Origin of the sequence: Listeria weihenstephanensis (genome assembly GCF_003534205.1) — a bacterium.
Taxonomy (GTDB): Bacteria; Bacillota; Bacilli; order Lactobacillales; family Listeriaceae; genus Listeria_A; species Listeria_A weihenstephanensis.
In genome coordinates, this window is the sequence record NZ_CP011102.1 from 2,500,441 (window position 1) to 2,526,106 (window position 25,666).

Here is a 25,666-nt window from a genome sequence, read left to right on the forward strand (position 1 = left end):
TATCATATAGAAATTTTATCACAAATTGGTCCATTCGGATAGCTGTATATCATATACCCCAGTTTCCAGATAAATAGACATTGGAATAGGATCAAAATAAAAAAGCTAAGCATCGATGCCATGCCTAACTTTCACTCATCTATTGAATTTGTTCTTGTAGGCGCTCAATGTCGTCATCGCTACCAATAACAATCAGAATATCGCTAGATTGCAGCACATCTGTCGCCTCTGGTGTAATAATCATCTGCTTATCACGCTTAATTCCAACGATATTCACACCATACGTATTCCGAAAATCAAGTTCATGCAAGCTTTTCCCCAGAAAACGGCGATTCGAAACAGAAATCTCGACCAAACTATATTCATCCGAAAGCTCTAAATAATCCAGCATGTTTTTAGAAACGATATAATGCGCGATTCGGCGACCCATATCACGCTCAGGATGAACCACGCGATCCGCTCCAATTTTATCAAGTAATTTCGCATGTTTATCGTTTGTTGCCTTAGCCGTCACGTACTTCACGCCCATCTCTTTCAGAATCAGCGTCGTCAAAATACTCGACTGAATATCCTCACCGATCGATACAATCACATGTTCGAAATTACGAATTCCGAGCTGGCGCAATGCATTCTCATCGGTTGAATTACAGATCACGGCATGCGTCGCAATCGACATAAACTCGTTAACACGCTCTTCACTTGAGTCAATCGCCAATACTTCCATTCCTTGCTCGACAAGCGACTTACAAATACTACCGCCAAATCGACCTAAACCAATAACTGCAAATCCTTCTTTCATCGCAAACATTCGCCTCCTTACTCTTTACCAACAATCCCATGTTTAAACGCATAAATCGCGGCTTGCGTACGATCTTGTACATCCAACTTCGATAAAATATTACTCACGTGCGTCTTCACCGTTTTTAACGTGATAAAAAGTTCATCCGCAATCTCCTGATTCGACTTACCTTCCGCAATCAATAATAAAATCTCGTTTTCACGATTGGTCAAATCATCATGCAAATTTTTCTCTGGTTTCGCAGTCAAACGCTGCATCATCTTGCCAGTCACTTCCGGCTCCAACACAGAGTCCCCGCCATATGTAGCACGAATCGCATCCGCTATTTCGCTTGCCGTCGATGTCTTTAACATGTAACTCGACGCACCCGCTTCAAGCGCTGGATAAACCTTCTCGTCATCAATGAAGCTCGTCACAATAATAATCTTCGCAGTTTTCCACTGGCGCATAATTTCCTGCGTAGCCTCAATCCCGTCCATTTCATCCATCACTAAATCCATCAAAATAATATCTGGACGCAGTTCCATCGCAAGTTTGACACCTTCACGACCATTCTCCGCTTCCCCAACGACCTCCATATCATCTTGCACCGAAAGATAGGCAGACACACCGATTCGCACCATTTCGTGATCATCTACTAGTAAAACTTTTATCATTCGCCGTCCACATCCTTTTTCTTCATCAGAGGTATTTTAATCTCCACACTCGTTCCCTTCTTAGGAAAACTAATGATTTTAATCGAGCCGCCAAACTCCGCCACCCGCTCACGCATATTTTGCAAACCATAGGAACCCGTCTGCGGTTTATTCATATCAAAGCCGACACCATCATCGACCACTTTTAAAACAACCAAATTATCCATCTCAATCATCCGTACCTCAAGCAAGTTCGCCTTTGAGTGCCGTAATGTGTTGGAAAGTAGCTCCTGCACAATGCGGAATAAATGATCCTCGATGCCTTTTTGGAACGAAATATCCTCGATCTGCCACTCCACTTGAATCGGTAATTTCGTCGTCAACTCTTTTAAAAGTTGCTCGATCCCAGTTTTTAACGATTTTCCTTCTAATTGAATCGGGCGCAAATGTAGCAACAGCGCACGCATTTCCGATTGCGATTCATTCACGATCGACTCGACCATTTTCAGCTGTTTTTGCATCATTGGCGTCGCATTTTTCTCACTCTGCTCATTGAGTGCCGATAACAACATCATTGCCGCAAACAACTGCTGACTCACCGAATCATGTAATTCACGAGCAATCCGGTGCCGTTCTTCCGCCAAAATAGCTTCCTTCGTCTGACCCGTTGTTTCCGCACGTTCATTCGCAATCTCTTGGGTCATGATTGTTTGTGCTTTCATTTTATCACGTAAACGCTCAATTTGCTTATAAACCTGCTGAATCTCGAGATAAGCTTCCTCTTCATCCGCTGTTTTTTTCTCATATTCCCCTTGCTCCAATAACCGCAAAGAAAAATCAATGGCCTCAAATTTCCGCTTAATAATATAACCGATAATCGCACCAACGATAAGGCCCACCGAAATCGAAGTTAGAACGATAAAAACGATAAACGGCAAGTAAAAGATCTTCTGCCCAATCAAAAGTTCATACCAAGAAATATGGCCTACCGATTGGTAAATAACTGTTGTTCCAAGAGAAGCCAAGAGTAAAAGTCCCGCTGTCGTTAACATCGAAGCACGCGTAAAGGTCATAATCGAATCACCTCTAAATCGCCGAGCACAACAGAAGTTATAATTTTCACCTTACGTGGTGCCGTTTCATAATTGTCCGAATAAAGCTTAATCGTGTCATTTTGCACGACCGTACTTTCTTTATCATACTGAAGATTTCCAAAGATCGCGGAGTGCTCCAGACAAATCCCCAAATCAAACGGTACCAACAAGCGAATTTTACCCGATAGACTCCGAATTAAAATCATACTCTCGCCAGTAGGCAAAACCGTATTTCCAAGATCAATAATCGTATCACCGATCCCCGTTTGGATGTTGATATCATCCCATTCATATACCACATCTAGCACCCGCTGATTGCCGAACCACTGATTGCGAATAAACGTATTCCGTGGATTACCGTTCTCCGCCTTATCATTCGTTTTCACCATCAACAACTGTGGTGCGCGCTTTCGACTAACATAAAAATACACCGCAAAAATTCCTGCAATCACAAGCCCAATTTTAAACGTCGCAGTCAAAAGTACTGAAATCAATATAAAAACCGCTGCAATAAAAAGTCTTGTCCGAGCTTTCTTTTTAGGAATACCCTCTTTGCGCGAAGTGAATAAAAAACAAATCCCGACTGCGAATAACACGAGTAACTCCCATCTGAAAAGCATCTCAAAGACAATACCAACTGCAACTAATACGAGAAATAAGAAAATAAATGAGCCTTCTAATTTTTTCATCTGAAAACACCCCCTTCCTGTTATATTATTGAGCTCGAAACTCAAAAACGGGTTACTAGAAATATATCTTCTGCTCCCATTATAAATAGTGCCGCGCCATTATGACAGTTGCCTGAGTTTTAAAAACATCTACACCCCTAGCCCTACTCCATCTCTCAGGGGAACGAGAGTTACTCATTTTCGTCGTTAAAAGCTCCGTTCCGGTGCTCATGTACAAATCGTACATTCCGCTCCAGTACTCGCTTTTGCCTAGAAACTAAGCAACTCTCGTCCCCCTGAGGTTTCGCGGGACCGGCTTTGTTTTTCGTTTGTTCTTTGTTTTTGATGAACAACGTTCATTTCTATCGCTAAAGCTCCGTTCCAAGCTCATGTACAAATCGTACATTCCGCTCCGGTACTCGCTTTTGCCTAGAAACTAAGCAACTCTCGTCCCCCTGAGGTTTCGCGGGACTGGCTTTGTTTTTCGTTTGTTCTTTGTTTTTGATGAACAACGTTCATTTCTATCACTAAAGCTTCGTTCCAGGCTCATGTACAAATCGTACATTCCGCTCCGGTACTCGCTTTTGCCTAGAAACTAGGCAGTTCTTGTTCCCCTGCGCCGGCTTTATTATTTTCTCGTTCCGAGATGGGCACAAACCTAAATTTTAGTGCAGAGCTTTATTCTTCTGTACTCGCTTCCGGTTGTTCTTCTTTTTCTTCTTCTACCAAAATAGTAAAGCCCTCTTCTTGTTTGATACGGCGTTCTTTCATTAATGTTCCTAAGGCTCGTTTAAATTGGGCTTTGCTGACGCCGAATTTTGCTCGGATTGCGTCTGGTTCTGATTTGTCCCAGAATGCCATTTTGCCACCTACGCTACGCAGGTAGGTTAAGATCATTTCGGCATCGTCGCTTAGAACCTCATGTACACGACCTCGTAAAGATAGATTCAGTGTGCCATCTGGTTTTACAGCGATAACACGAGCGTCTAATTTTTGACCTAGACGTGGTTCTGATGTTCGTTCCGTTTCATGAATGAAGCCAATATGTCCATCTTCGGTGATCACGAATGTGCCCACTTTCAATAAACGGTACACTGTTCCCGTTACATTTTGGTTGAACATGTCTTGTGTCGCTTTTGTTGAGATCGCTTTAAAATCATGCTCTTCACCAAGCACGCCCCAAATCCGTTCCTTTTCATCCACGCGTAGCATAATCATCAAGCGGTCGTTCTTCTTTGGCCACAGATGGTTCAGCGCTGGCATGTCATCCATGGAAACAACGACGTCTTTTGGAATTCCGATATCTACAAATACGCCTAAATCCTTGCGTACATCTGTCACCGTTCCCCAAGCAAATTTCCCAACTTGCGCTTTCGGGATAATTGTCGTCGCCACAATTTCATGATCATAGTCACGATAAATAAATACCGTTTCCGTATCATCAATCTCTAATTTTAAATTAGTTGCATTTGTAAATGGCAGCTTCACGCGCTCCCCACGTTTTTCCAAAGTGTAATACTCTTCCTCTTTTTCAACAACGGTCATCGTTTGTGCCGTTCCAATCATATTTATCAACTTTTCCACCTCATTAGTTATTCTCTTCCTATTATATCTTAAATCAAGAAGTCGGTACACCCCAATCCAATAAAAAAGCCGGGCCGCCATCAGCTCGACTTTTCTATCTTATTTAATCGCTTCTTGCAAGGCTTTAATCTTCGCCACATCAAGTCCTTTACTGAAATCACCATCAATACGCGCGCCACCACCTACATGATATTGCGTATTACGAAGCGTTTCATGCAACATTCCGATGTTATCTGGTGTCACACCACTCCCCACTAAAATTTCAAAAGAAGTCATGTCCGCTTGGCTATCCGCGACCCATTTTTTCAGGCGATCGATCGTGTCTGTTGCTTTAGCTCCGCCACCTGAGGTCAAAATTTGCGTAATATTATTACCGTATTCACGAAGAACCGCGTACGCCTTATCGATATCTCGCGCACTTTCAATCGCTCGGTGGAACGTCAAATCCATATCCCCCTTCCAATCAATCACGTTCTCCAGTAAATCACGATCAATCTCACCAGATTTCGTTAATGCACCAAAAACAATACCGTGCGCACCAAGCTCTTGCGCCATCAAAATATCTTCCTGCATGATTGCAATATCGTAATCATCATAATGAAACGAATGGCTGTGCGGGCGAATCATCACCATCGCTGGAACCTTAATATTCTCCGTAATCTGCTTCATTACACCATAACTCGGCGTCAAACCACCTTCACTAATAGCCGAAACGACCTCTAAACGATCCACCCCAAAATGCTCCGCTTGTGATGCTTCCCGTATATTCTCAACGATAACCTCAAGTACCATGATCCCCACTCCATTTCCTTCTATAACTATGTATTATTCTATCTTAATTCCACGTCAAATGAAACGAAAAGCATCGCTCCACAGAACAATGCCTCTCTTCTACAATTATTTAGTTTTCGATTCAAATACAACCGTTTGTCCTGCAACAACGTCCGTCACAGCTTTCCAGTCAAAGTCGTATTTATTTTCCATGCTATTTGTTACGACCATTGGAATCACTGTGCTGCTCGCATTTTTCTCAATAAAATCAAGATCCGCTTCCACAATCGGCTGGCCCACGGTTACTTTATCACCTAGAGATACAAGCACTTGGAACCCCTCACCCTTAAGTGCAACCGTCTCTAAACCGATATGAACAAGGATTTCTTGACCAATTTCCGATCTAATTCCAAATGCATGCTTCGTATCGGCAACTTGGATAATTTCACCGCTAACTGGCGCCACAATCGTTCCACTCGTTGGCTTCACAGCAATGCCCTCGCCCATCATTTTTTGATTAAAGACTGGATCTGGAACATCTTCTAGTTTCACAAATTGCCCTGTCGCTGGTGCGACAACTGCTTCTTCTTTATCTTTTTTGAACATCTTTTTAAACATAATTGATTCCTCCTAAAATTTCTCTCCCTTTCATTGTACCCTAATACACATAAAAAGGCACTGAGAAAAGTCCAATGGAGCCTAAAATCAGATTCATGTACATCCCCCATACTCACCAAATCGGTAATCAGATATTATAATAGCAGCAACTAATTAGAACTAACATCTCATAGAAAAAACAGTGGCACAAGGCCATTTCCTATTCCAATAATTGTTAAACAACCTTTTTCTTTGTTTCGCATTCTTCTCTTTTTTTTGTTAAGATAGAGGAAAGTCTTTCTTTACAAAGGATGTGACACAAAATCGGATTTATAACACGATGGTTTAATGATATCGACTGGGACAAAGTTTTGTCTATCGGTATTTCTAAAATGATTAGCATTATTATTTTGCTAATCCTCTACTTTATTTTAGGGTGGATTGGACGAAAACTTATTCGGAGCTTTTTTAAAAAGTATCGTACACAGAAAATGGTTTCTGAAAGTCGAGCTAAGACGTTAGAGAGCCTCATTCTGAATCTATTCGGATATTTGATGTTTTTCACGTTTGCGATATTGATACTGGAGAACTTTATAAATGTAACGGCGATTATTGCGGGAGCTGGGGTTGCCAGTCTTGCTATTGCTTTCGGTGCGCAAGGCCTTGTAAGCGATGTTGTCACAGGATTTTTCATTTTACTGGAACGGCAACTTGATGTTGGAGACAGCATTACGTTGGAGCAGGTGAATGGAAATGTGGAGGCGCTCGGGCTTCGGACGACGCAAGTGCGCGATTTCGACGGTACGCTTCATTTTATTCCGAATCGGCAAATCATGATTGTAAGTAATCATTCGCGAGGTAATATGCGCGTTTTGGTGGATATTCAAATTGCACCAACCGCTGATGCCGAATACGCGATGGAAATTATGAAGCAGGTTTGTGAACGGGAAAAAACAGCCAGCAAAAATATCGTCGAAGGCCCAACTGTCATTGGTGTACAACAGGTTACCGCGACAAGCACGGTGATCCGCGTGATTGGTAAAGCCGTGAACGGGGAACAATTTGAAGTTCAACGTACCTTGTTGAAGGACATTCGAGAAGAACTTGTTGCCAATAACGTGGAACTCCCACTCTCTTATCTGGCACCTTTGGAACCTGGAAAATAAAAAAATAAGCATTAAAGGCTTTGTACGCGATGCCTTTAACGCTTATTTTTCTATAGACTTTCTAAATATCCAGTTAAAACGTCGATGGCAAATGGAATGGCAGCTTCATCTGGATTTAACTTAGCGTGATGCAAACTGTATTCTGAATCTACACCTAACCAGAACATAAAGCCCGGTATTTTTTCTAAGAAGTAGCCGAAATCTTCGCCTGTCATCGCTTCTTTACACGCGACATAACTTTCAGGATAGTTTTCCTGCAAGTAAGAAATGAATTGCAACGTTTCTGCTTCATCATTATCGACTTGACGGTAATCCGATCCAGGTGTAAAGCTAACCTCACATTGATATACCTCTTCCCAACCTTTTGCAAGTTGTTTCAACCTAGTCCATACAATATCCATCGTTTCTGTACTAAGTGTTCGAATGGTGCCATCTAGATACGCGTTCTCAGCAATAACGTTCTGCACATCGCCACCGCGGATTTGGCCAATTGTGATAACCGCCGAATCAAGTGGATCGATATTGCGACTAATGATTGTCTGCATCTGCCCTACAAAAGCGCTTGCCGCCACGACCATATCGTTTGCTAAATGAGGATACGCCGCATGCCCGCCTTTCCCTTTAAACGAAATGAACAATTCGGAGGTGTTCGCAAAAAGAAGTCCTGGTTTCACAGCAATTTCGCCTGCCTTATATTCTGGTGCAATGTGTAAACCTAACATCATATCTGGCCACCACGCTTGGAATTCTTCACTTTCCATGGTAGGTTTCGCGCCGCCTGGTCCTTCTTCGGCTGGCTGGAATACAAATAGTAGATTATCTTTTATTGGCTGAGAGGCAAAATGAGTTAATAAGCCTAGCGCTATACTCATATGACAATCATGACCACATGCATGCATTTTGCCAGGATGAGTACTCGCAAAGGCTAGCCCTGTTTCTTCTAAAATCGGTAGCGCGTCGATGTCCGTACGGTAACCGATTGTTTTCGTGGGAGAAAGACCTGCAACGCGTACCAAAATACCAGTGCGCCATTTCTTGATTTCCAATCTATCTTGCGGTAATGAAGCTATGTAAGTTAACAGAAAATGCTGTGTTTTTACTTCCTCATAGCCTATTTCGGGAATCAGGTGTAACTCTCGACGTAATTTAATAAACGGATTCAGTTCTGTCATTATTTTTCCTCCTAAAAAAACATTTGTCCTCCGCAAAAGTCTAAACTCATGCGGCAAACAAATGCTTCTCGTTTTTATAATTGGCGAAGTTCTTGCATGATTTCTGTTTTTGATTTTGTTTTCGCATCAATTTTTTTAATTTCTTTTGCAGGAATTCCCGCTACTACCGTATACGGTTCAACATCTTTCGTTACAATCGCGCCCGCCGCTACAACAGATCCAGTTCCAACGCGTACGCCCTCTAATACTACAACATTTGCGCCGATCACAACATCATCTTCCACGATAACTGGCTGTGCCGATGGTGGCTCAACAACGCCCGCTAGAACAGATCCAGCACCGATGTGGCAGTTCTTACCTACTGTTGCCCGGCCGCCAAGTACGACGTTCATATCGATCATTGTATTATCACCGATTACAGCACCAATATTGATACTTGCTCCGATCATGATAACCGCATTATCGCCAATCTCTACTTGATCGCGAATCACTGCGCCAGGCTCGATTCGTGCGTTAATATTTTTCATATCGAGCAATGGAATCGCTGAGTTACGACGATCATTTTCTACGACATAATCTACTAATTTATCTTTATTCGCCTCAAGCAGTTCACTAACAACTGCCCATTCACCAAAAATAGTTCCAGCTTCTCCGGTGATAAACGTTTTAACATCTTCTGGGAATGTGATGTTCGCCAGGTCTCCCTTAACGTAAACCTTGACTGGTGTTGCCTTTTTGCTATTTTGAATGAATGAAATAATCTGATGCGCGTCCATTTGTTTCATGAATGAAAAACCCCTTTCAAATATGTTGCTAATTCTAATAGTGCCACAGCTAGTAGTGAGTTTCAAGATATTTATCTACAATTTCGAGAAATGCCTTCACTTGCGGCAGTTCGAGTGACTGCTCATAGCCAATCAACGACGTATCTCGACTTAAAATTTCACCTGACTTATCGACGAGCGGAATCTTATTAATATCCTCGCTTGCCCCAATCAAGGTCACCTCTGGCAAAATCGCAAAACCAATGCCGTTAAAAGCCATTTGGCGACACGTCTCGATTTGATCCATCACCATCGCCTGCCGTGGCATCTTGCCAAAATTGCGTTGCCAGTAGTCTTGAATCACCTGATAATAATTCGAGTCGCTCTGAAACTGGATAAACGGGCGCTCTGATTTTAGGACATCATCGAGACTTGTAATTTCTTTATCTACGAGAAATAGCTTGTCTTGGAATAGCGGTTTTTGAATACTTTTCCAAGCGACATTCCCGCGGACAATCCCAACATGCGCTGAACCATCAACAAGCGCTTGATGAATTTCGCTGCTCCAACCAGTGACCACAGAAATATGCACATCTGGATAGGCTTCGATAAACTGCTTCAACACGCGCGGTAACCACATTTGGGCGACAATGCTCGCACAAGCGATTTTTAACGTTCCACGCACAATTCCGTCTTGCGCTTCTAAACGCTCCTGAATCTGGCGCTCCCGTTCTATGACACGCTCTGCATGCTGAACGATGGCCTCGCCTTCTGGTGTTAGCAGTAACCCTTTTTGCGTGCGTAAAAATATTTTCGTTTCCCATCTACTTTCAATCGTTTGCAGCCGTTGTGAAAGTGCTGGTTGTGATAAAAATAGCTTCTCGGCACTTTTGCGCATGTTGAGTTCTGCTGCTAAACAAACTAATAATTCATACTCTGTGACAATCACTTGGCTCGCTCCAATCTACTCGTGTATATAACGTTGTACTTGTTTTAGGATAACGTGGCGCGTGATAATTCCTTCAAAAACGCCCGCTTCATCAATGACGCAGACAAACGGATTATCCACAAGTAATTTTACTATTTTTTCAATATCATGCGAATTTGTCAATACAGGAATTTTCGTCTGCATCACATCTTCTACTTTCAATTCCTCCAAGCGCTCATATTCAATCCGTTCCATCCCGAGAATCGAATCTGTTATCATCGCGGAACTGATTAATCCGTGTAACTTAAATTCAAAGTCCAGAACGGGTATTACAGAATATCCACATTTTGTTAAAACTAGTAGTGCGTGCTCTAAATTATTTCCCATTTGTACGTGTGCTACTTTTTCGGCGGATATAATATAATTTTCTAATTTGTCATTCAAAAAGTTTCCTAGTCTACTAGAGATCATACAATCTCCCTCATCTCTATTCTTTATTGGCTGTTTGAAAACCGGCTTCAAACTTTTAGGATAGCGATTACTATTCTAAATCCTTTGTATGTTTATCCTAAAAATGAATAGTTCAAACCTGCTCATGTCTATTTTACCATAAAGGGTTGCGTTTCCAAAGGGAAGGATGCTGGGGATTGGGAAATTGTTGAGAGGATTAGGAGGGATTTTGGAATGATTTAGAGATTCAATATGTAACCCACCAGTGGTTCGTTATGCACGCCGAGTTTGGAAGTCTCTGAAAAGAGATCGAGTTAGAGCAAGTATAGTGTCCTTTTTGAGGTATTTATGAGGGATCGTGGGCTAGCCTCAACAGCCAGCCTCTCGGAATTTCCGTGGCCTCCGCAAAAGTCAATGGAGGACTTACTTGCTGACGAATTTGTGTGAAGCCATGTGAAGTGGTTCTTGCTTACTTAGGTTTTGTATGGCGGTTGTTCATGCTCGGCCATCTTGAGCGCGGGAACGCTTGGTTCTTTTTACTTATCCTTGTTTCGTGGGCTAGCCTCAACAGCTAGCTCCTCGAAAACTTCACGCCCTCCATAAAAAGCAAGAACGGATTGGCTTGCTGACGAATTTGTGTGAAGCCATGTGAAATGGTTCTTGCTTACTTAGGCTTTGTGTGGCGGTTGTTCATGCTCGGCCATCTTGAGCGCGGGAACGCTTGGTTCTTTTTACTTATCCTTGTTTCGCGATCTAGCCTCAACAGCCACCTCCTCGAAAACTTCACGCCCTCCATAAAAATCAAGAACGGATTTTTACTGCGGCCGCTCCAGTTTTTTTCGGAGCTAACGGGCTGTTTCGGCTTTTCTTCTAACAAAAAGATTACCAAAAGCAACAGAGTTTGTCGTCTTTGGTAATCTTTCCGTTACTTATTCGATTTTTCGCATTGGAGGCTGATCTTGTTTCGTATTAGTCGCTTACTGCAAGATTTCGAAGATTTCAAGTGTTGTCATATCAATATCATCGAATTGATATTTATTTTTATCTCCATAGATTTCAATTTCATATGAATTTGAAGCGTGGAAATATTTCACTTCACATAACGGTTCTCCATCTTTTTCGAACCTTCTTGATTGTGTATCCGCCGTTTCATCCTCTTGCATTGCTTGTAAACGTTGAATAATTCCCAATAACTGAGACATTGTACATTCTCCTCTCTATTCAACTTTCGATTATCGTTTGTTTAAAACCGTACTAACAGATTTTATCGCATCTTACACCTATTTAGCAAGCGTTCTGTTAAATTTATAATAAACAAATAATTTATGACTCGTTATTACTGCTTTCCTCCAATCCTCTCCTTTGAAACCTATTTTCCCCTTCTAAATGCAAAAAAAACTGCAAAACCCAAGCCAAATGCTCAAATTCTGCAGCCTATATAAAAAATCGTGTCCAAACCCCAGCGCGACGACAAATGTTCATATCCTAGGCAAAAGCGAGTACCGAAGCGGAGCGTATTAAAATACGTGAGCATCGGAACAGAGCTTTTAACGACGGAGATGAGCGTTTGTCGTCGCGCTAGACTAGCCTTGTTTTTTGTTGATGGTAGTATCCAACATCATTTTCACAGAACGCATAATTGTTTTGTGACGATGGAATCCTTTGACACATACTGTTTGCTCATTTAGGGTCGTGTAAACTTCACCCCAGGAACCAACTGGATTAAAACCATATACATGCAATTTCAACATCCCGTCTTTTGTCGGGAAATAAAATGATTCTACTTTGCCTGTCTTATTCAATTTCCATCAAGCCCCTTCCAAATCGCTCCTATCACCTTCTAATTGAAAATGATTATCATTATTGATAGTATACTCGAATTTTTTCTAAATTACAAGCCTCTCCAAGAAAAAGTTATCCGACAATTCAAGAAATGTTGCATTATTAGCTAAAATCGCCGAAATCGCCGACACATTTACGATATATTTTGTTTTTTTCAGTAATTCCCCTTTTTTCCCTTCACGTTTTCCGTTATAATTAGTTATAACTGGAAAGGAGGGATACTAATGTCTAATGCGAGCAAAAAAATTGCTGAAGCGATCTTTATAGTCAATCGCCATAGCAAGGCCGCAACTGATCCGCGTTATCTTTATCAATTAAAGAAGGCCGCGATCGAGAAATTAATTAAAGAAGGCTACGCAAAAAAGCTAGGTCTACAATTTTCAAACAATCCAAAAAAGTCTTATCAACATTCTAATCTTCTTATTGATTGCCACGGTTTTCTGTTTCATCTTCCACCGCAAAAACAAGATATGAAAGATTTGCCACACCTCGGAACAATGCAACCGATCAAAACCACGAACCAAGTTAGAATGTCTTTATCACATGCTAAAACGACACTCGAAAACTATACTGGTGTGAAGCCAGATCCTCTTAAAAAATCTGCGTTTTATGATAATGCCTCCCCTTATTTCCGCTAAGAATGCTATGATAGAGCTATGTATTAAAGTGACAGCATGTTGAAAAATCAATTTTTGTGATTTCTTAACATCTGGTCCTAAGTTGGAAAGGAAGTTTATCTATGCAAAAAAAAATAAGACAGTCCGTTCGGGAAATCGAGATCAGCGGGATTCGCAAATTTAATAATCATGTTGCTGGAATTCCAGACATCATTCGCCTAACGCTTGGTGAACCTGATTTTCCAACGCCTGAGCATGTGAAGCAGGCTGGAATTGACGCTATTAATAATGATTTTACAAACTATACACCGAATGCTGGTACGCCTAGTCTTTTAGAAGCTGCCTCTGATTATTTCTACGATAAATATAATCTCTCTTATAGTACGAAAGAAATTATTGTGACGGTTGGCGCGACAGAAGCTATTAGCGTTGCCTTGCAAACTATTTTAGAGGCTGATGATGAGGTTTTACTACCGGATCCAATTTATCCTGGATATGAGCCCTTGATTCATTTAATGGATGCCAAAGCAGTCAAAATCGATACGACAGAGACTGCTTTTAAACTGACTGCTGAAGATTTACGCGCAGCAATTACACCTAAGACCAAGGCACTCATTTTGCCGTATCCATCGAATCCTACTGGTGTGACGTTGACCATTGATGAATTACGAGAAATCGCGGATGTTGTTCGGGAAACTGGAATTTTCGTTGTTGCGGATGAAATATATAGCGAGCTTACATTCTTTGGCACGCATGTGTCGATTGCACCAATGATTCGCGAGCAGACGATCGTGATAAACGGTTTATCTAAATCCCACGCCATGATTGGTTGGCGCATTGGCTTTTTAATGGCTCCAGAAGCGATCACAAGCCAAATGTTGAAGGTTCACCAATATTCGGTCACATGTGCCTCATCGATCTCTCAGAAGGCCGCTGAAGAAGCCTTGCATAACGGCAAAGACGACGCCGTCCAAATGCGAACAGAATACAACACGCGTGCAGGTTTCGTTCAGGAGCGGCTCATTAAAATGGGCTTCTCCATCGTCGAACCAGATGGCGCTTTTTACTTCTTTGCAAAACTACCAGATCATATCTCGCAAAATTCCTTTGATTGGGCGACAGAACTCGCTGAGGAAGCCAAAGTCGCAGTTGTTCCTGGCTCTGCTTTTTCAGAAAAAGGAGACCGCTACTTCCGACTTTCCTTCGCTGCCTCATTTAGCCAGTTAGCCGAAGCGATGCAACGAATGGCAACCTTCATGGAAAAATACGCATAAAAGGGTATATGACATAACCCAGATAAATCGGCGAGAAGCGCTCGCATTGTTGGGGCTGTTCGAAACAAAGTGAGTTACAGCCCCAATATGCCTATGAACAACGCGAATAGGCGGTCATTCAAGGTTTGTAGAACAAGGATTGTGCTACTTCTTTAAGGTTCTGCTACACTGCGCTTCGCATAACTTCTTACATGGTCGAGGAAACTACCCTCTCCCTGTTTTCAGTCATCACATACACAAGTATGCTCCGCTTCCGGATTCCACCAAACTCCCTGAATACAAACGCTTTCGCTCGATTTGTGTAAAGCAAAATTTTTCGTCCTACCCGAAGTAAAGGGAAAGGCGTTTTTACTCTATCTCGCGTTTTATCCCAGACTCGCTTTCTAACACGTCGATGAATCACTTTTCGTAAAATTTAATAAGTGCTTGTGTCCCGTTATCGCCAAATCCTGCTTCTTCTAGTTGCTGATACATGCTCTCTGCTAAGACAAGTCCTGGTAATTCCAAATTCATTTTTTTAGCCTCATCGAGCGCAATTCGCATGTCTTTCACGAAATGTTTGATAAAAAATCCTGGTGAAAAATCCCCCTTAAGTACCCGCGGCGTAAGATTTGACAACGACCAACTTCCTGCAGAGCCACCTGATATAGAGGCTAAAACTTTTTCAGGGTCTAATCCAGCTTTTTTCGCGTAAACGATCGCTTCGGTAATCCCAACCATGTTCGACGCAATCGCGATTTGATTCACCATCTTTGTATGCTGACCAGAACCCGCGGCACCTTGCAAAATAACACTTTGTCCCATCGCTTTCAAAATTGGCTCAACCTCAGAAAAGTCCTTCTCCTCACCGCCCACCATAATCGTAAGCTTTCCATTTTTCGCACCAATATCACCACCAGAAACCGGGGCATCAAGGACTGCAATCCCCGCTTTTTTGCCCTCTTCTGAAATCTGCTTAGCAAGGTTCGGCGACGACGTGGTCATGTCGATCACAATATTTCCTGAACGAAGCGTTTTCAAAAATCCATCCTCCGCTAAATAAAGTTGTTCCACATCAGTCGGATAGCCAACCATCGTTATTAATACATCCACATTTGGAGCTAATTCCTGCGGGGTTTCATGCCAAATCGCGCCAGCCTCAATCACAGCATCCGCCTTCGATTTCGTCCGCGTATAAATATGTACCTCATAATCCTCCTTCATCAAATTCAGCACCATACTGGCGCCCATAACCCCAACACCGACAAATCCTATTTTTTTCATCGCTAAATTCCTCCTTTAAACTATCATTTCACCTATAGAACAAAGTTTACATCTGCCCGAAGGAAAATGCAACTTAGAATAGCTGGGACAAACGTCATCATGATAGGCTTATGTAATTCCTAAAAACTAGGTGCTTACATACTCTAAATAGGTCCTCCAATCTCCATATCTGACGCAAAAAACCCGAGGAATCATCCCCGGGCTCATCAACAGTCCAATTATTCGGCTGTATATTTATTAACTAGTGCTACAACTTCTTCTTCTGTTGCTTGTTGTAACGCTTCATCCGCTAATTTCTCCATTTCTGTGCGATCTAATCGTTTGATTAAAGAACGTGATTTCAAGATGCTTGACGCGCTCATAGAGAACTCATCTAAGCCCATGCCAAGTAATAATGGTACAGCCGTTTGATCTCCAGCCATTTCGCCACACATACCAGCCCATTTGCCTTCTTTATGCGCTGCGTCGATAACCATCTTCACAAGGCGTAAAATTGAAGGGTTGTACGGTTGATACAAGTAGGAAACCTGTTCGTTCATGCGGTCTGCTGCCATTGTATATTGGATTAAATCGTTCGTTCCGATACTAAAGAAATCAACTTCCTTCGCGAACTGATCCGCTAGAATCGCTGCTGCTGGAATTTCAATCATAATACCAAGTTCGATTGTGTCAGAAACTGCCACACCTTCTGCTACAAGTTCTTTCTTAGCGTCTTCTAAAAGTGCTTTAGCTTGACGGAATTCATTAACTGTTGCAATCATCGGGAACATGATTTTTAGATTGCCGTGAACACTTGCGCGCAGTAACGCACGTAATTGCGTACGGAATAAATCTTTATTCGCAAAACATAAACGAATCGCACGGAAACCAAGGAATGGATTCATTTCATGTGGTAAATCAAGGTACGGTAACGTTTTATCGCCACCAATATCGAGTGTACGAACAACGACAGCTTTTCCGTCCATACCAGAAAGTACGGCTTTATAAGCTTCATATTGCTCTTCTTCGGTTGGGAAGTTTTCGCGGCCCATGTACAAGAATTCTGTACGATAAAGTCCAACTGCTTCCCCACCATTCGCGATAACACCTGTCAAATCTTCTGGCGTACCAATGTTCGCGCCAAGTTCCACATGATGACCGTCTTTAGAAACCGTCGCTTCATTTTTCAATTTATCCCATTCTGCTTGTTGTGCTGCAAAATCAGATTTAATTTTTTCGTAATGAGCGATTTGTTCTGCTGTTGGCTCGATGATAACATTACCTTCTAAGCCATCAACAATAATAATTTGGTTCTCTTTCGTGTCATGCGTGATTTCACCAGTTCCTACAACAGCAGGAATTTCAAGTGAACGCGCCATGATTGCCGAATGAGAAGTACGTCCGCCGATATCTGTTACAAAACCTTTAACAAATTTACGGTTCAATTGCGCTGTATCAGAAGGTGTCAAGTCTTTAGCAACTACAACAACTTCCTCATCAATAAGCGCTGGATTTGGAATCGTTACATTTAAAAGGTGAGACAAAATACGTTTACGAACATCACGAATATCAGCAGCACGCTCGCGCATGTACTCATTATCCATTGATTCAAACATACCGATAAACATATCTGTCGTTTCTTGCAACGCCGATTCAGCGTTTACTTTATTATTGGTAATATTTTCAGAGATTGGTGTAATTAGTTCAGGATCATTTAAAACCAAAAGATGCGCATCAAAAATTTGAGCCTTATCTTCGCCTAAGCTTTCTTTCGCGATGTCGCGAATCTTCTCAAGCTCCGATCCAGAAACTGCAACTGCATCCTGAAAACGTTTAACTTCAGCCTCTGTATCAGCAACTTCCGTTTTGTCAAAAGACAAGTCTGGTTCCACTAATAAATAAGCTTTCGCGATAGCGATACCATCGGATGCTGCGATACCTTTTAATTCCTTAACCATTACTCAGCCAAGCCTTCTTTTTTAAGCACTTCTGTTAAGCCAACGATTGCGTCTTTTTCGTCGCTACCTTCAGCGTAAATTGTGATGTCAGCGCCTTTACCAATACCTAAAGACATAACGCCCATGATTGATTTCAGGTTAACTTTTTTGCCAGTGTACTCAATTTGTACATCTGAGCTGTATTTGCTTGCCGCTTGAACTAAAAGAGTTGCTGGGCGTGCGTGGATTCCTGTTTCATCGATTACTACAAAGCTTGCTTGTTCCATAATTTACATTCTCCTTCATATAAGAAATTTTATTGTGACTCTTCTCACTAAAAATAAATTCAGCAAAAAAAGACTATCCCTCAATTAAAAAGATTACCATGTTTTCGCACCTTGCACAACTATTTGATGCAAATTTATCACGAATTTAGGCAATTTATTTCGAAAGCGCTCTATTTACAGGGAAATACGCCCATTTTAAGACATTTTAAGTGGCGCTTACAAGGGCTTTTATTTGCATTATATCTATAATTCAGGCAAAATGAAAACAAAGTTCTATATTTAGTGAATTGCTTTATTGACGTTTCTATGAATTGGGAGTGATAAACATGGCAAAAGCACAAGTAGGAGACATAATTGAATTCAAAGATGGCCTCACTGGGGTCGTTGAAAAGATTAACGAAAACTCTGTCATCGTAGATTTAACCTTGATGGAAAATTTCAAAAATCTAGCCATTGAAGAAAAAACAGTGGTCAACCATAAAAATTATAAAGTTATCCATGCAGTAGATGATGAAAAATAAACACGAACAAAAGAAAATTGCTACGCATCATAGACTCCACAGAACAGAAAGTCCTATAACTATCCATTCGCACAAAGGTCTATAATCCCATTTCACATGGCTCATTGTAAACCTCTGTGCTTTTTTGTGATAAAAAATAACCTAATCATACTAATTTGGAGTGAGCAACTATGCCGGAAAAAAAGATTATCATTATTGGAGCTGGTCCAGGCGGTCTAGCCGTGGCGATGCAACTTACAGAACAAGGTCACACGGTACATATCTATGAAAAAGCAGCTGAGATCGGTGGTCGAACGGCTCTATTAAAACAAGATGGCTTTTCTTTTGATCTAGGCCCTACTGCTTTAAATATGCCCAATGTTATTACAGCGCTTTTCACAGAGTGTCATCGTAATGTTCAAGATTACATTAAACTTGTTTCCTTAGATCCTTTATACAGCCTATATATAGATGATATTATTTTCAATCCCTCACCTGATCCAATAAAAACGAAGCAAGAAATCAGCCGTCTATTTCCTGGTGAAGAAGAGCATTATGACCGATTTATGCGAGATAACGCGAAAAAAATGATTTATCTTCTCCCATTGTGGCAAGAATCCTTTACATCTCTTTGGTCCGTATTCCAATTGCGTACGTTGCGAGCATTGCCTAGCCTCACTCTTGGCAATCACTTAGTCGATGAGCTGGCTAAATATTTCGAGGATAAGCGGCTACGTCTGGCGTTCTCTTTTGAAACAAAATTTCTTGGAATGTCGCCATGGGAAACACCTGGTGCTTTTTCTGTTATTCCGTTTGCCGAGCATTATTTCGGTGTTTTTCATATCATCGGTGGTATTAACCGCCTGACCAACGCGATGAGTGAGATTGTACGAGAAAATGGCGGTGAAATTCACTTGGGGCAACGCGTTCAGCAGATAAATACCGCGTCGAAAGAAATAACCTCTATTACACTAGAAAGCGGAGAAATCGTGGAAGGAGATTATTTTTTCCTAAATGCAGACTACGCTTACACGATGAGCCATCTTTTTTCTGAATCAAAAGCGCCCATCAGTCTAAAAAAACTATCTAAGAAGAAATATTCTTGCTCAGGTTTTGCTATGTATATCGGACTTAATACGACACTACCACTCAACGTCCATACTGTCATTTTCCCTGAGGATTTCCGTGTTCATATGGATGAAATTATGCACCAACTTATCATTCCAAAAGACTTGTCCATTCATATTACCTATCCTGCTGCTGTAGATAAAACGATGGCCCCACCAGACATGTCTACCCTTCGCATTCTTGTCCCCGTACCCAACAATATGAGTAGCATCGATTGGGAACAAGAACGCCCCGCAATGCGAGCACGAATTATAAAAACGATAGAAGAAAAATTAAATATCGAGAATTTAGAGTCCCATATCCTCACAGAAAAAATTATTACCCCTTTTGATTGGGAAGACGACTATCATATTTTTAAAGGTGCCATTTTCAATTTATCGCATCAGTGGTCGCAGCTTGGTCCACTACGTCCAAATAAAACACCATCTATCAAGAATATGAAAATCGTTGGTGGCTCTGCACATCCAGCAAATAGTCTTCCATTTATATTAGAAAGCGCCAATATTGCCGTTCGTAAATTTAATGAGCAAAAATAAGAAACCTGTTGCAACTACTCCTGCAACAGGTTTTTCTTTGTATCGTTTTCTAGACTCAAGTAATAACAAATCGTAAATAGGATATTTCCAACTAGCACAATAATTATGATGCTCCACAGCCCCATAAAGTAACCGAGTACGAGGAAAAAAGAGAGCACAATCCAATAAACAAGAACAAGTTCCGATTTTAGTGTTGGAAAATGTAAAACGCCCCATTGATCTGTCAAGCTAAGCATGAAATAAATCATCAGATGTAGAATCAATCCAAGCATCCACCAATTCGCAGCATCTGTCATTTGAACAACCGTTAAGGCTGGAGTAGATGTTGCTAGTTGTTTCACTTGCATTGCTACAGGCTCTATCAACATTTCAAAAACCATGACCATCGTAGCTGCAATAACGGCATAAATACCACCACGAATCCAATCTATCTTAATTTTTATCGTTATTTCCCGGGCAATAACGTGTGTTCCAACAATCAAAACTAACCAAATAAAGCCGAACGCAACAGGGATTCCCTTAATAACAAGTCCAAAATCTGATGCAACACCTGCTAATGGACCATTTGTCGTTAAACTCGTTTGCATCCATTCAATACTTGTACTGACCGCAAAAATCAGAATCGTAATGGCTGAACCTAAACCTTTACCATACTGTAGAATCAAAAAAATGATTGCAAAAATACCTGATACCATAAAAAATAGAGCATGAATGGCAGTTAGACGCACAGGCAATATATTTAAGACAATAAGTACTACCGCTAAGAAAAACAGCGCCATATAGAGCCATACAAAAAAGCGAAATCTCTTCTCTACCATAAAATAAATCAACTCCTATTTTCTAATTATAAATGATTTTAATCAAACTACAAATAATTATAAACAATTTCATCATAAAAAGAGTTACTTGTTGCTAAATATGTTCTTTTCCATTAAAGTATTCATAGATGGTAATGGAGTAAAGAGGTGTAAAAATTGAAAAGCAACAAGATAGATTACCGCCTATTTCTAGGCATCTTACTAGCTGCAGGACTTATGTATGTCACGTTTGACTATGCTACTGTATTCTGGTACTTGTATGGGGCATCCATGCTATTTCTTATTAGTTGGGTTATTTTAAATGACGAATTAAAAAAACATTATTCAATCTTAAAAAGTGTAGTTCCAGGTATTTTTAGTGGTATTGTCCTTTATATCTTATTTTACATAGGCGCACTACTTTTGAAATTTATTCCAGGAAATATGGACGCACTTGTTGCAGAAGGATATGGAAAATACGAACCAGATTCCCTGCTTATCTGGATATTGCTCGTAGTCGCCATCGTGCCAGGAGAAGAAATTTTCTGGCGGGGCTTCGTACTAAAACGATTAGAACATGATTTAATTCCTTGGGTAGCTGTTCTTATTATGTCCGTGCTAAATGGAGCACTAATGTTGTTTAGTGGAAATTTCATCATCGCTTTAGCCGCAGCACTAGCATCTATATTCTGGGGCTTCATATATGTAAAACGCCCAAGTCTATCGCTCTTAATTATATCGCATTGGACTTTTAATTTATTATTGTTATTACTTTTACCTATCTACTAAGACAAAGACCTTTTATCAAACTAAGCTGATAAAAGGTCTTTGTTTATTTTTGTTTCCTACACTACTTATCTCGCACTTCTACTTTTCCATCAGAAAATCCAATCACGATAGTGGAGGCATAATTCAGGAATAACCCATTTTCAACCACACCTGGCAAATTATTTAACCAATTATTTAGATCTTCTGGGTTGGCTATACTACCTATATGTAAATCCAAAATATAATTTTGACTATCCGTTAAATAAAGACTTCCATCTTCGTGATGACGTAATTTTGGTTTATAGCCACGCGCTTCTAATTGCCGTTCTACTTGTTTGTATCCGAATGGCACAACTTCTACCGGTAATGGGAAGGCGCCTAATGTTGCAACAACCTTGTCCTCACCAACAACCCAAATACTTTTTTTCGACACATTCGCTACAAGTTTCTCGAATAATAGCGCTCCGCCTCCACCTTTTACACCGCGAAACTCCTCATCCACTTCATCCGCTCCATCAATTGTTAAATCAATTTCAGTCACGTCATTTAGCTCCATTAAAGGAATATTGCGCTCTACCGCTAATTTCTCGGTTGCTTTTGAAGTTACAACACCTGTCACATTAAGGCCCTCAGCTACTCGATCTCCTAGTTTTTGAATCATATAATAAGCGGTTGATCCCGTTCCTAATCCTACAATCATGCCGTCTTGAATAAAGTCACATGCTTTTTCTCCTGCAATTTGTTTACTATTCATCTGCACTTAACCCCCTCTTTAAAATCCATACTCTTTCATTATATATAATTTCCAATGGTTCGCATAGTCGTATCCTAAAAAGGCTTTCATTATTAATATTACACATTGACATAATACAGCATTTTAATACCTAATTATAAGTTCAAAAGACTCATTAATCTTAGAAAATAAAATTCCTGAAAAAATTCACAAAATGTTCATAAATTAGATCTATAAATGGCCTTAGTTCGACTCCATGTGCCATTTTCCATACAAAAATATTTTTCAGATGTACTTTTCTATACTTTCAAAAAGCATTTTTCGACTTCAATTCTTTTCGAAAGTGCTATTTTCATCGTCAGAAGCGCTTCCTTACACAACCTTACAAAAATGTAATTGGACATTTTATCGTAAATGAGATACATTATATAAATACATGACACTTGTTTTTAACAATTGTAATATTAAAGAAACATTAAGAGGTGATACGTGACATGAAGAAATGGAAAGAAGCAATGTTTCATCCAACGGCGATTTTTATATGGAAAACTTTATTTTATCTCGCTATTTTACTCGGCTTGCTGTGGTTTTATGGCTTTAAGAATCCGAATGACACGACATTTATTTACAATGAATTTTAAAAGAAGAGAGGCGATTACGAATGAGTGTATCTTTTTTCACCACTTCCATTAATGAGCGTATTGATGAATGGGCACTGAAGACACCTAATAAGGCTTGCTATGATTATAACGGCGAGACTTTGACATACCATGAGCTGAAGGAACAATCAGACGCATTGGCTGTCTTTTTACTAAACGAATTAGATTCTAGCGCTCCTATCTTGGTGTATGGACATATGGCAGCTTCGCAAATTGTTGCTTTTCTAGCTTGTTCTAAAGCTGGTCGTGCGTATGTTCCGATCGATGTGTCAATGCCCGCTGATCGTATCAAACAAATTACGAAAGTGGCGCAGCCTAGCATCATTCTTTGTACAGATGTTTTCCCAGACGACGCTAAAACAAATGGTATTAGCATTATTACTTCAGAACAATTGAAACAAATCACGATGGATCATGCTGGTCAAAAACCTGATGAATCTCATTTTGTGAAAGCTGATGATAATTACTATATTATTTTTACATCTGGAAGCACGGGTGTTCCAAAAGGGGTTCAAATAAGCCATAATAACCTCGTTAGTTTTACGAATTGGATTTTACAAGATTTTGGAATTAGCGAAGGGACGCGTTTCTTGAATCAAGCGCCCTACTCCTTTGATTTATCTGTGATGGATCTTTATCCGTGCCTGCTTGCTGGTGGAACGCTGGTACCGCTGGATAAGACTATTAGCGCTAACTTAAAGAGTCTGTATGAAGCTATTCCTAAATTGGAAGTGAATGTTTGGGTATCAACGCCTTCTTTTGTAGATATTTGCTTAATGGATCCAAATTTCAATGGAGAAAATAACCCATCGATTACGCATTTCCTATTCTGTGGTGAAGTTTTGACGAAAGAATCGGCTTACACACTTAATACTCGGTTCCCGAACGCTACTGTATACAACACGTATGGACCTACTGAGGCAACAGTTGCTGTCACAAATGTCATTATCGATGAACAGAATGTGAATAAATATCCTAGCTTACCACTTGGTCGTATTAAGCCTGATACGAGACTTGCGATTTTAGATGAAGATGGTTTACCTGTACCAGATGGTGAAAAAGGCGAAATCGTCTTGATTGGACCTAGTGTTTCTAAAGGATATTTAAATGAGCCCGAGAAAACAGATGCCGTTTTTTACTATGATAATCCATTCCAAGCGTATAAAACCGGTGATTGTGGCACGATCATTGATGGGATGCTCTTTTTCCAAGGCCGTCTTGATTTTCAGATTAAACTTCATGGATATCGGATCGAGCTTGAAGATATTGAAAACAATTTAAAAGAAGTAAGTTATATTCGCTCTTGTGTCGTCGTTCCAAAGACGCGTGAAGGAAAAGTAGACAGCTTAGTAGCTTTTGTCGTCCCTTCTGCGCATGAATTTGAGAAAGAATACAAACTAAGTGCCGCTATCAAAAAAGAACTCGCAGAATCGATGCCAAGCTACATGATTCCACGTAAATGGGTGTATAAAGAGGAATTCCCACTAACGATGAATGGCAAAATTGACCGCAAGCAGCTTTCCAGTGAGGTGAACACATGACAACGCCATACGGATCAATACTCTATTTTGCAGTATTGTTCGCATTTTTAGCACCGATTGTGATTGCTGGCTTACTTGGCAAACGAATGCCGGTATACAATGCTTTTGTAACACTGGTCTTCATTTACATGATGTTCGCTAGCAATCCGATCCAAGCTATTGCCTTAATTGTATTCGTATTTTGGCAATTAGCGCTCGTAAGACTCTATTTTAATTATCGGCAAAAAAGTAATCACGGAGGCATCTTTGTACTCGCGCTTATTCTCTCCATCTTGCCGCTATTTATTGTAAAAGTACAACCATTACTTGCGGCACACACAACAATGATAGGTTTTCTTGGGATATCCTATCTGACTTTTAAAGCAGCTCAAATGATCATGGAAACGCGTGATGGCTTGATTAAGGAACTAAACTCATGGGACTTCATTAACTTCCTGTTGTTCTTCCCAACATTATCATCTGGCCCAATCGATCGCTTCCGTCGCTTTAAAAAAGAAGCTGATGCACCGATAGATCCTGATAAGTATGCAAATTTACTTAATCGTGGTATTTTCCTTATTTTCTTGGGATTCCTATACAAATTTATTATCGCCTATTTGATTCAAAATAATGCGATCACTGGCCTTGAATATAATCTCCATCACCATGTCCAATTCGGCTGGAGCTTGGTTGGTTATATGTACGCCTACAGTATGTATTTGTTCTTTGATTTTGCGGGCTATAGTGCTTTTGCGGTTGGGGTTAGTTATTTGATGGGTGTCCAAACGCCGATGAACTTTAACAAACCATTCGCAAGTCGTAACATTAAAGAATTCTGGAATCGCTGGCATATGACACTGTCCTTCTGGTTCCGTGATTTTGTCTTTATGCGTCTTGTTTTCTGGATGACAAAGAAGAAAATTTTTAAGAGTAAGTTTACCGTTGCTTATATCGCCTATTTTGTGAATTTTTTAATCATGGGTATGTGGCACGGGCTCCATTGGTACTACATCGTTTACGGGCTCTATCAGGCAACGCTGATTGTCGGTTTTGACCTCTTTGAACGTTGGAATAAGAAAAAGAAATTCTATCCTAAAAATAAAGTAACAAATGTAATTGGTATCGTGATTACATTCCAATTTGTCTGTTTCGGCTTCCTGATTTTCTCAGGTATTTTAGACAAAATCAGCTTTTAACT

27 protein-coding genes are annotated in these 25,666 nt (G+C 40.5%); 9 read left to right on the plus strand and 18 right to left on the minus strand.

The window, feature by feature from the left end; translation table 11 throughout:
- Positions 1–139: 139 nt before the first annotated feature.
- From UE46_RS12145 to UE46_RS12175, 7 genes are all read right to left on the minus strand, one after another.
- On the minus strand, positions 140–799 hold the full coding sequence (locus UE46_RS12145) for a potassium channel family protein (protein ID WP_036058926.1): 660 nt from the start codon (positions 797–799) through the stop codon (positions 140–142).
- A 17-nt stretch (positions 800–816) separates the two neighbouring features.
- Positions 817–1,455 (minus strand): response regulator, encoded by a 639-nt coding sequence (locus UE46_RS12150; RefSeq protein WP_036058870.1) that lies wholly within the window; start codon positions 1,453–1,455, stop codon positions 817–819.
- Positions 1,452–2,507, minus strand: a complete 1,056-nt coding sequence (locus tag UE46_RS12155; RefSeq protein ID WP_036058869.1) for a sensor histidine kinase — start codon at positions 2,505–2,507, stop codon at positions 1,452–1,454. Before UE46_RS12155 ends, UE46_RS12150 begins: the two co-directional genes overlap by 4 nt.
- Positions 2,504–3,217: a cell wall-active antibiotics response protein LiaF gene (liaF, locus tag UE46_RS12160; protein ID WP_036058867.1), complete on the minus strand. Its 714-nt coding sequence runs from the start codon at positions 3,215–3,217 to the stop codon at positions 2,504–2,506. The genes UE46_RS12155 and liaF overlap by 4 nt, the downstream gene beginning before the upstream one ends.
- A 657-nt stretch (positions 3,218–3,874) precedes the next feature.
- Positions 3,875–4,771 (minus strand): CvfB family protein, encoded by an 897-nt coding sequence (locus UE46_RS12165; RefSeq protein ID WP_051492771.1) that lies wholly within the window; start codon positions 4,769–4,771, stop codon positions 3,875–3,877.
- A 108-nt stretch (positions 4,772–4,879) separates the two neighbouring features.
- On the minus strand, positions 4,880–5,572 hold the full coding sequence (locus UE46_RS12170; RefSeq protein WP_036058864.1) for a copper homeostasis protein CutC: 693 nt from the start codon (positions 5,570–5,572) through the stop codon (positions 4,880–4,882).
- 105 nt (positions 5,573–5,677) lie between these two features.
- Positions 5,678–6,169 (minus strand): PTS sugar transporter subunit IIA, encoded by a 492-nt coding sequence (locus UE46_RS12175; protein ID WP_036058863.1) that lies wholly within the window; start codon positions 6,167–6,169, stop codon positions 5,678–5,680.
- A 302-nt stretch (positions 6,170–6,471) separates the two neighbouring features.
- Here UE46_RS12175 and UE46_RS12180 point away from each other — a divergent pair, with 302 nt between their 5' ends.
- On the plus strand, positions 6,472–7,314 hold the full coding sequence (locus tag UE46_RS12180; protein ID WP_036058861.1) for a mechanosensitive ion channel family protein: 843 nt from the start codon (positions 6,472–6,474) through the stop codon (positions 7,312–7,314).
- Positions 7,315–7,364: 50 nt separating this feature from the next.
- On the opposite strand, the gene UE46_RS12185 is transcribed toward UE46_RS12180, so the two are convergent.
- The 6 genes from UE46_RS12185 to UE46_RS12210 all read right to left on the minus strand — a co-directional run bounded on the left by UE46_RS12185 (position 7,365) and on the right by UE46_RS12210 (position 12,430).
- The gene (locus UE46_RS12185; RefSeq protein ID WP_036058860.1) at positions 7,365–8,486 is read right to left on the minus strand and encodes an N-acetyldiaminopimelate deacetylase; all 1,122 of its coding nucleotides are present in this window, start codon (positions 8,484–8,486) and stop codon (positions 7,365–7,367) included.
- 74 nt (positions 8,487–8,560) lie between these two features.
- On the minus strand, positions 8,561–9,271 hold the full coding sequence (gene dapD, locus UE46_RS12190; protein WP_118907663.1) for a 2,3,4,5-tetrahydropyridine-2,6-dicarboxylate N-acetyltransferase: 711 nt from the start codon (positions 9,269–9,271) through the stop codon (positions 8,561–8,563).
- Between the two features lie 49 nt (positions 9,272–9,320).
- Positions 9,321–10,199, minus strand: a complete 879-nt coding sequence (locus tag UE46_RS12195) for a LysR family transcriptional regulator (protein WP_036058859.1) — start codon at positions 10,197–10,199, stop codon at positions 9,321–9,323.
- 15 nt (positions 10,200–10,214) lie between these two features.
- A complete protein-coding gene (gene cbpB / locus UE46_RS12200) occupies positions 10,215–10,649 on the minus strand; it encodes a cyclic-di-AMP-binding protein CbpB (protein ID WP_036058858.1) in 435 nt (144 codons plus the stop codon).
- Between the two features lie 956 nt (positions 10,650–11,605).
- On the minus strand, positions 11,606–11,830 hold the full coding sequence (locus UE46_RS12205; RefSeq protein WP_036058855.1) for a YkuJ family protein: 225 nt from the start codon (positions 11,828–11,830) through the stop codon (positions 11,606–11,608).
- A gap of 381 nt (positions 11,831–12,211) precedes the next feature.
- Entirely contained in the window at positions 12,212–12,430 is a 219-nt protein-coding gene (locus UE46_RS12210) for a hypothetical protein (protein WP_036058854.1), read from the minus strand.
- Between the two features lie 264 nt (positions 12,431–12,694).
- Between UE46_RS12210 and UE46_RS12215 the strand changes: the two genes are divergently transcribed.
- The gene (locus tag UE46_RS12215) at positions 12,695–13,108 is read left to right on the plus strand and encodes a YkyB family protein (RefSeq protein WP_036058851.1); all 414 of its coding nucleotides are present in this window, start codon (positions 12,695–12,697) and stop codon (positions 13,106–13,108) included.
- A 101-nt stretch (positions 13,109–13,209) separates the two neighbouring features.
- The gene (locus tag UE46_RS12220) at positions 13,210–14,361 is read left to right on the plus strand and encodes an aminotransferase class I/II-fold pyridoxal phosphate-dependent enzyme (protein ID WP_118907664.1); all 1,152 of its coding nucleotides are present in this window, start codon (positions 13,210–13,212) and stop codon (positions 14,359–14,361) included.
- A gap of 399 nt (positions 14,362–14,760) precedes the next feature.
- On the opposite strand, the gene UE46_RS12225 is transcribed toward UE46_RS12220, so the two are convergent.
- From UE46_RS12225 to UE46_RS12235, 3 genes are all read right to left on the minus strand, one after another.
- Positions 14,761–15,624 (minus strand): NAD(P)-dependent oxidoreductase, encoded by an 864-nt coding sequence (locus UE46_RS12225; RefSeq protein ID WP_036058848.1) that lies wholly within the window; start codon positions 15,622–15,624, stop codon positions 14,761–14,763.
- A 218-nt stretch (positions 15,625–15,842) separates the two neighbouring features.
- The gene (gene ptsP / locus UE46_RS12230; RefSeq protein ID WP_036058845.1) at positions 15,843–17,561 is read right to left on the minus strand and encodes a phosphoenolpyruvate--protein phosphotransferase; all 1,719 of its coding nucleotides are present in this window, start codon (positions 17,559–17,561) and stop codon (positions 15,843–15,845) included.
- The gene (locus tag UE46_RS12235) at positions 17,561–17,827 is read right to left on the minus strand and encodes a phosphocarrier protein HPr (RefSeq protein WP_036058844.1); all 267 of its coding nucleotides are present in this window, start codon (positions 17,825–17,827) and stop codon (positions 17,561–17,563) included. The genes ptsP and UE46_RS12235 overlap by 1 nt, the downstream gene beginning before the upstream one ends.
- Positions 17,828–18,153: 326 nt before the next feature.
- Here UE46_RS12235 and UE46_RS12240 point away from each other — a divergent pair, with 326 nt between their 5' ends.
- Complete coding sequence (locus UE46_RS12240) at positions 18,154–18,348, plus strand: YkvS family protein (RefSeq protein ID WP_036058840.1); 195 nt, start codon at positions 18,154–18,156, stop codon at positions 18,346–18,348.
- Positions 18,349–18,518: 170 nt separating this feature from the next.
- Positions 18,519–19,991: a phytoene desaturase family protein gene (locus UE46_RS12245; protein ID WP_036058838.1), complete on the plus strand. Its 1,473-nt coding sequence runs from the start codon at positions 18,519–18,521 to the stop codon at positions 19,989–19,991.
- Positions 19,992–20,005: 14 nt separating this feature from the next.
- Here UE46_RS12245 and UE46_RS12250 read toward each other — a convergent pair whose 3' ends face one another.
- Positions 20,006–20,809 carry a hypothetical protein gene (locus UE46_RS12250; RefSeq protein WP_036058835.1) on the minus strand — a complete coding sequence of 268 codons (804 nt, stop codon included), beginning with the start codon at positions 20,807–20,809 and terminating at the stop codon, positions 20,006–20,008.
- Between the two features lie 156 nt (positions 20,810–20,965).
- Here UE46_RS12250 and UE46_RS12255 point away from each other — a divergent pair, with 156 nt between their 5' ends.
- Positions 20,966–21,577 (plus strand): CPBP family intramembrane glutamic endopeptidase, encoded by a 612-nt coding sequence (locus UE46_RS12255; protein ID WP_036058834.1) that lies wholly within the window; start codon positions 20,966–20,968, stop codon positions 21,575–21,577.
- A gap of 61 nt (positions 21,578–21,638) precedes the next feature.
- Here the strand turns inward: UE46_RS12255 and rpiA are convergent, their stop codons facing one another.
- Positions 21,639–22,310, minus strand: a complete 672-nt coding sequence (gene rpiA / locus UE46_RS12260; protein WP_036058832.1) for a ribose-5-phosphate isomerase RpiA — start codon at positions 22,308–22,310, stop codon at positions 21,639–21,641.
- 473 nt (positions 22,311–22,783) lie between these two features.
- Here rpiA and UE46_RS12265 point away from each other — a divergent pair, with 473 nt between their 5' ends.
- The 3 genes from UE46_RS12265 to dltB are packed head-to-tail and all read left to right on the plus strand — an operon-like array spanning position 22,784 to position 25,664.
- Complete coding sequence (locus UE46_RS12265; RefSeq protein WP_036058831.1) at positions 22,784–22,930, plus strand: teichoic acid D-Ala incorporation-associated protein DltX; 147 nt, start codon at positions 22,784–22,786, stop codon at positions 22,928–22,930.
- A 20-nt stretch (positions 22,931–22,950) separates the two neighbouring features.
- Positions 22,951–24,489, plus strand: coding sequence for a D-alanine--poly(phosphoribitol) ligase subunit DltA (gene dltA / locus UE46_RS12270; protein WP_036058829.1), 1,539 nt, complete (start codon positions 22,951–22,953; stop codon positions 24,487–24,489).
- Positions 24,486–25,664: a D-alanyl-lipoteichoic acid biosynthesis protein DltB gene (gene dltB / locus UE46_RS12275; protein ID WP_036058828.1), complete on the plus strand. Its 1,179-nt coding sequence runs from the start codon at positions 24,486–24,488 to the stop codon at positions 25,662–25,664. The genes dltA and dltB overlap by 4 nt, the downstream gene beginning before the upstream one ends.
- The last annotated feature ends 2 nt before the right edge of the window (positions 25,665–25,666 follow it).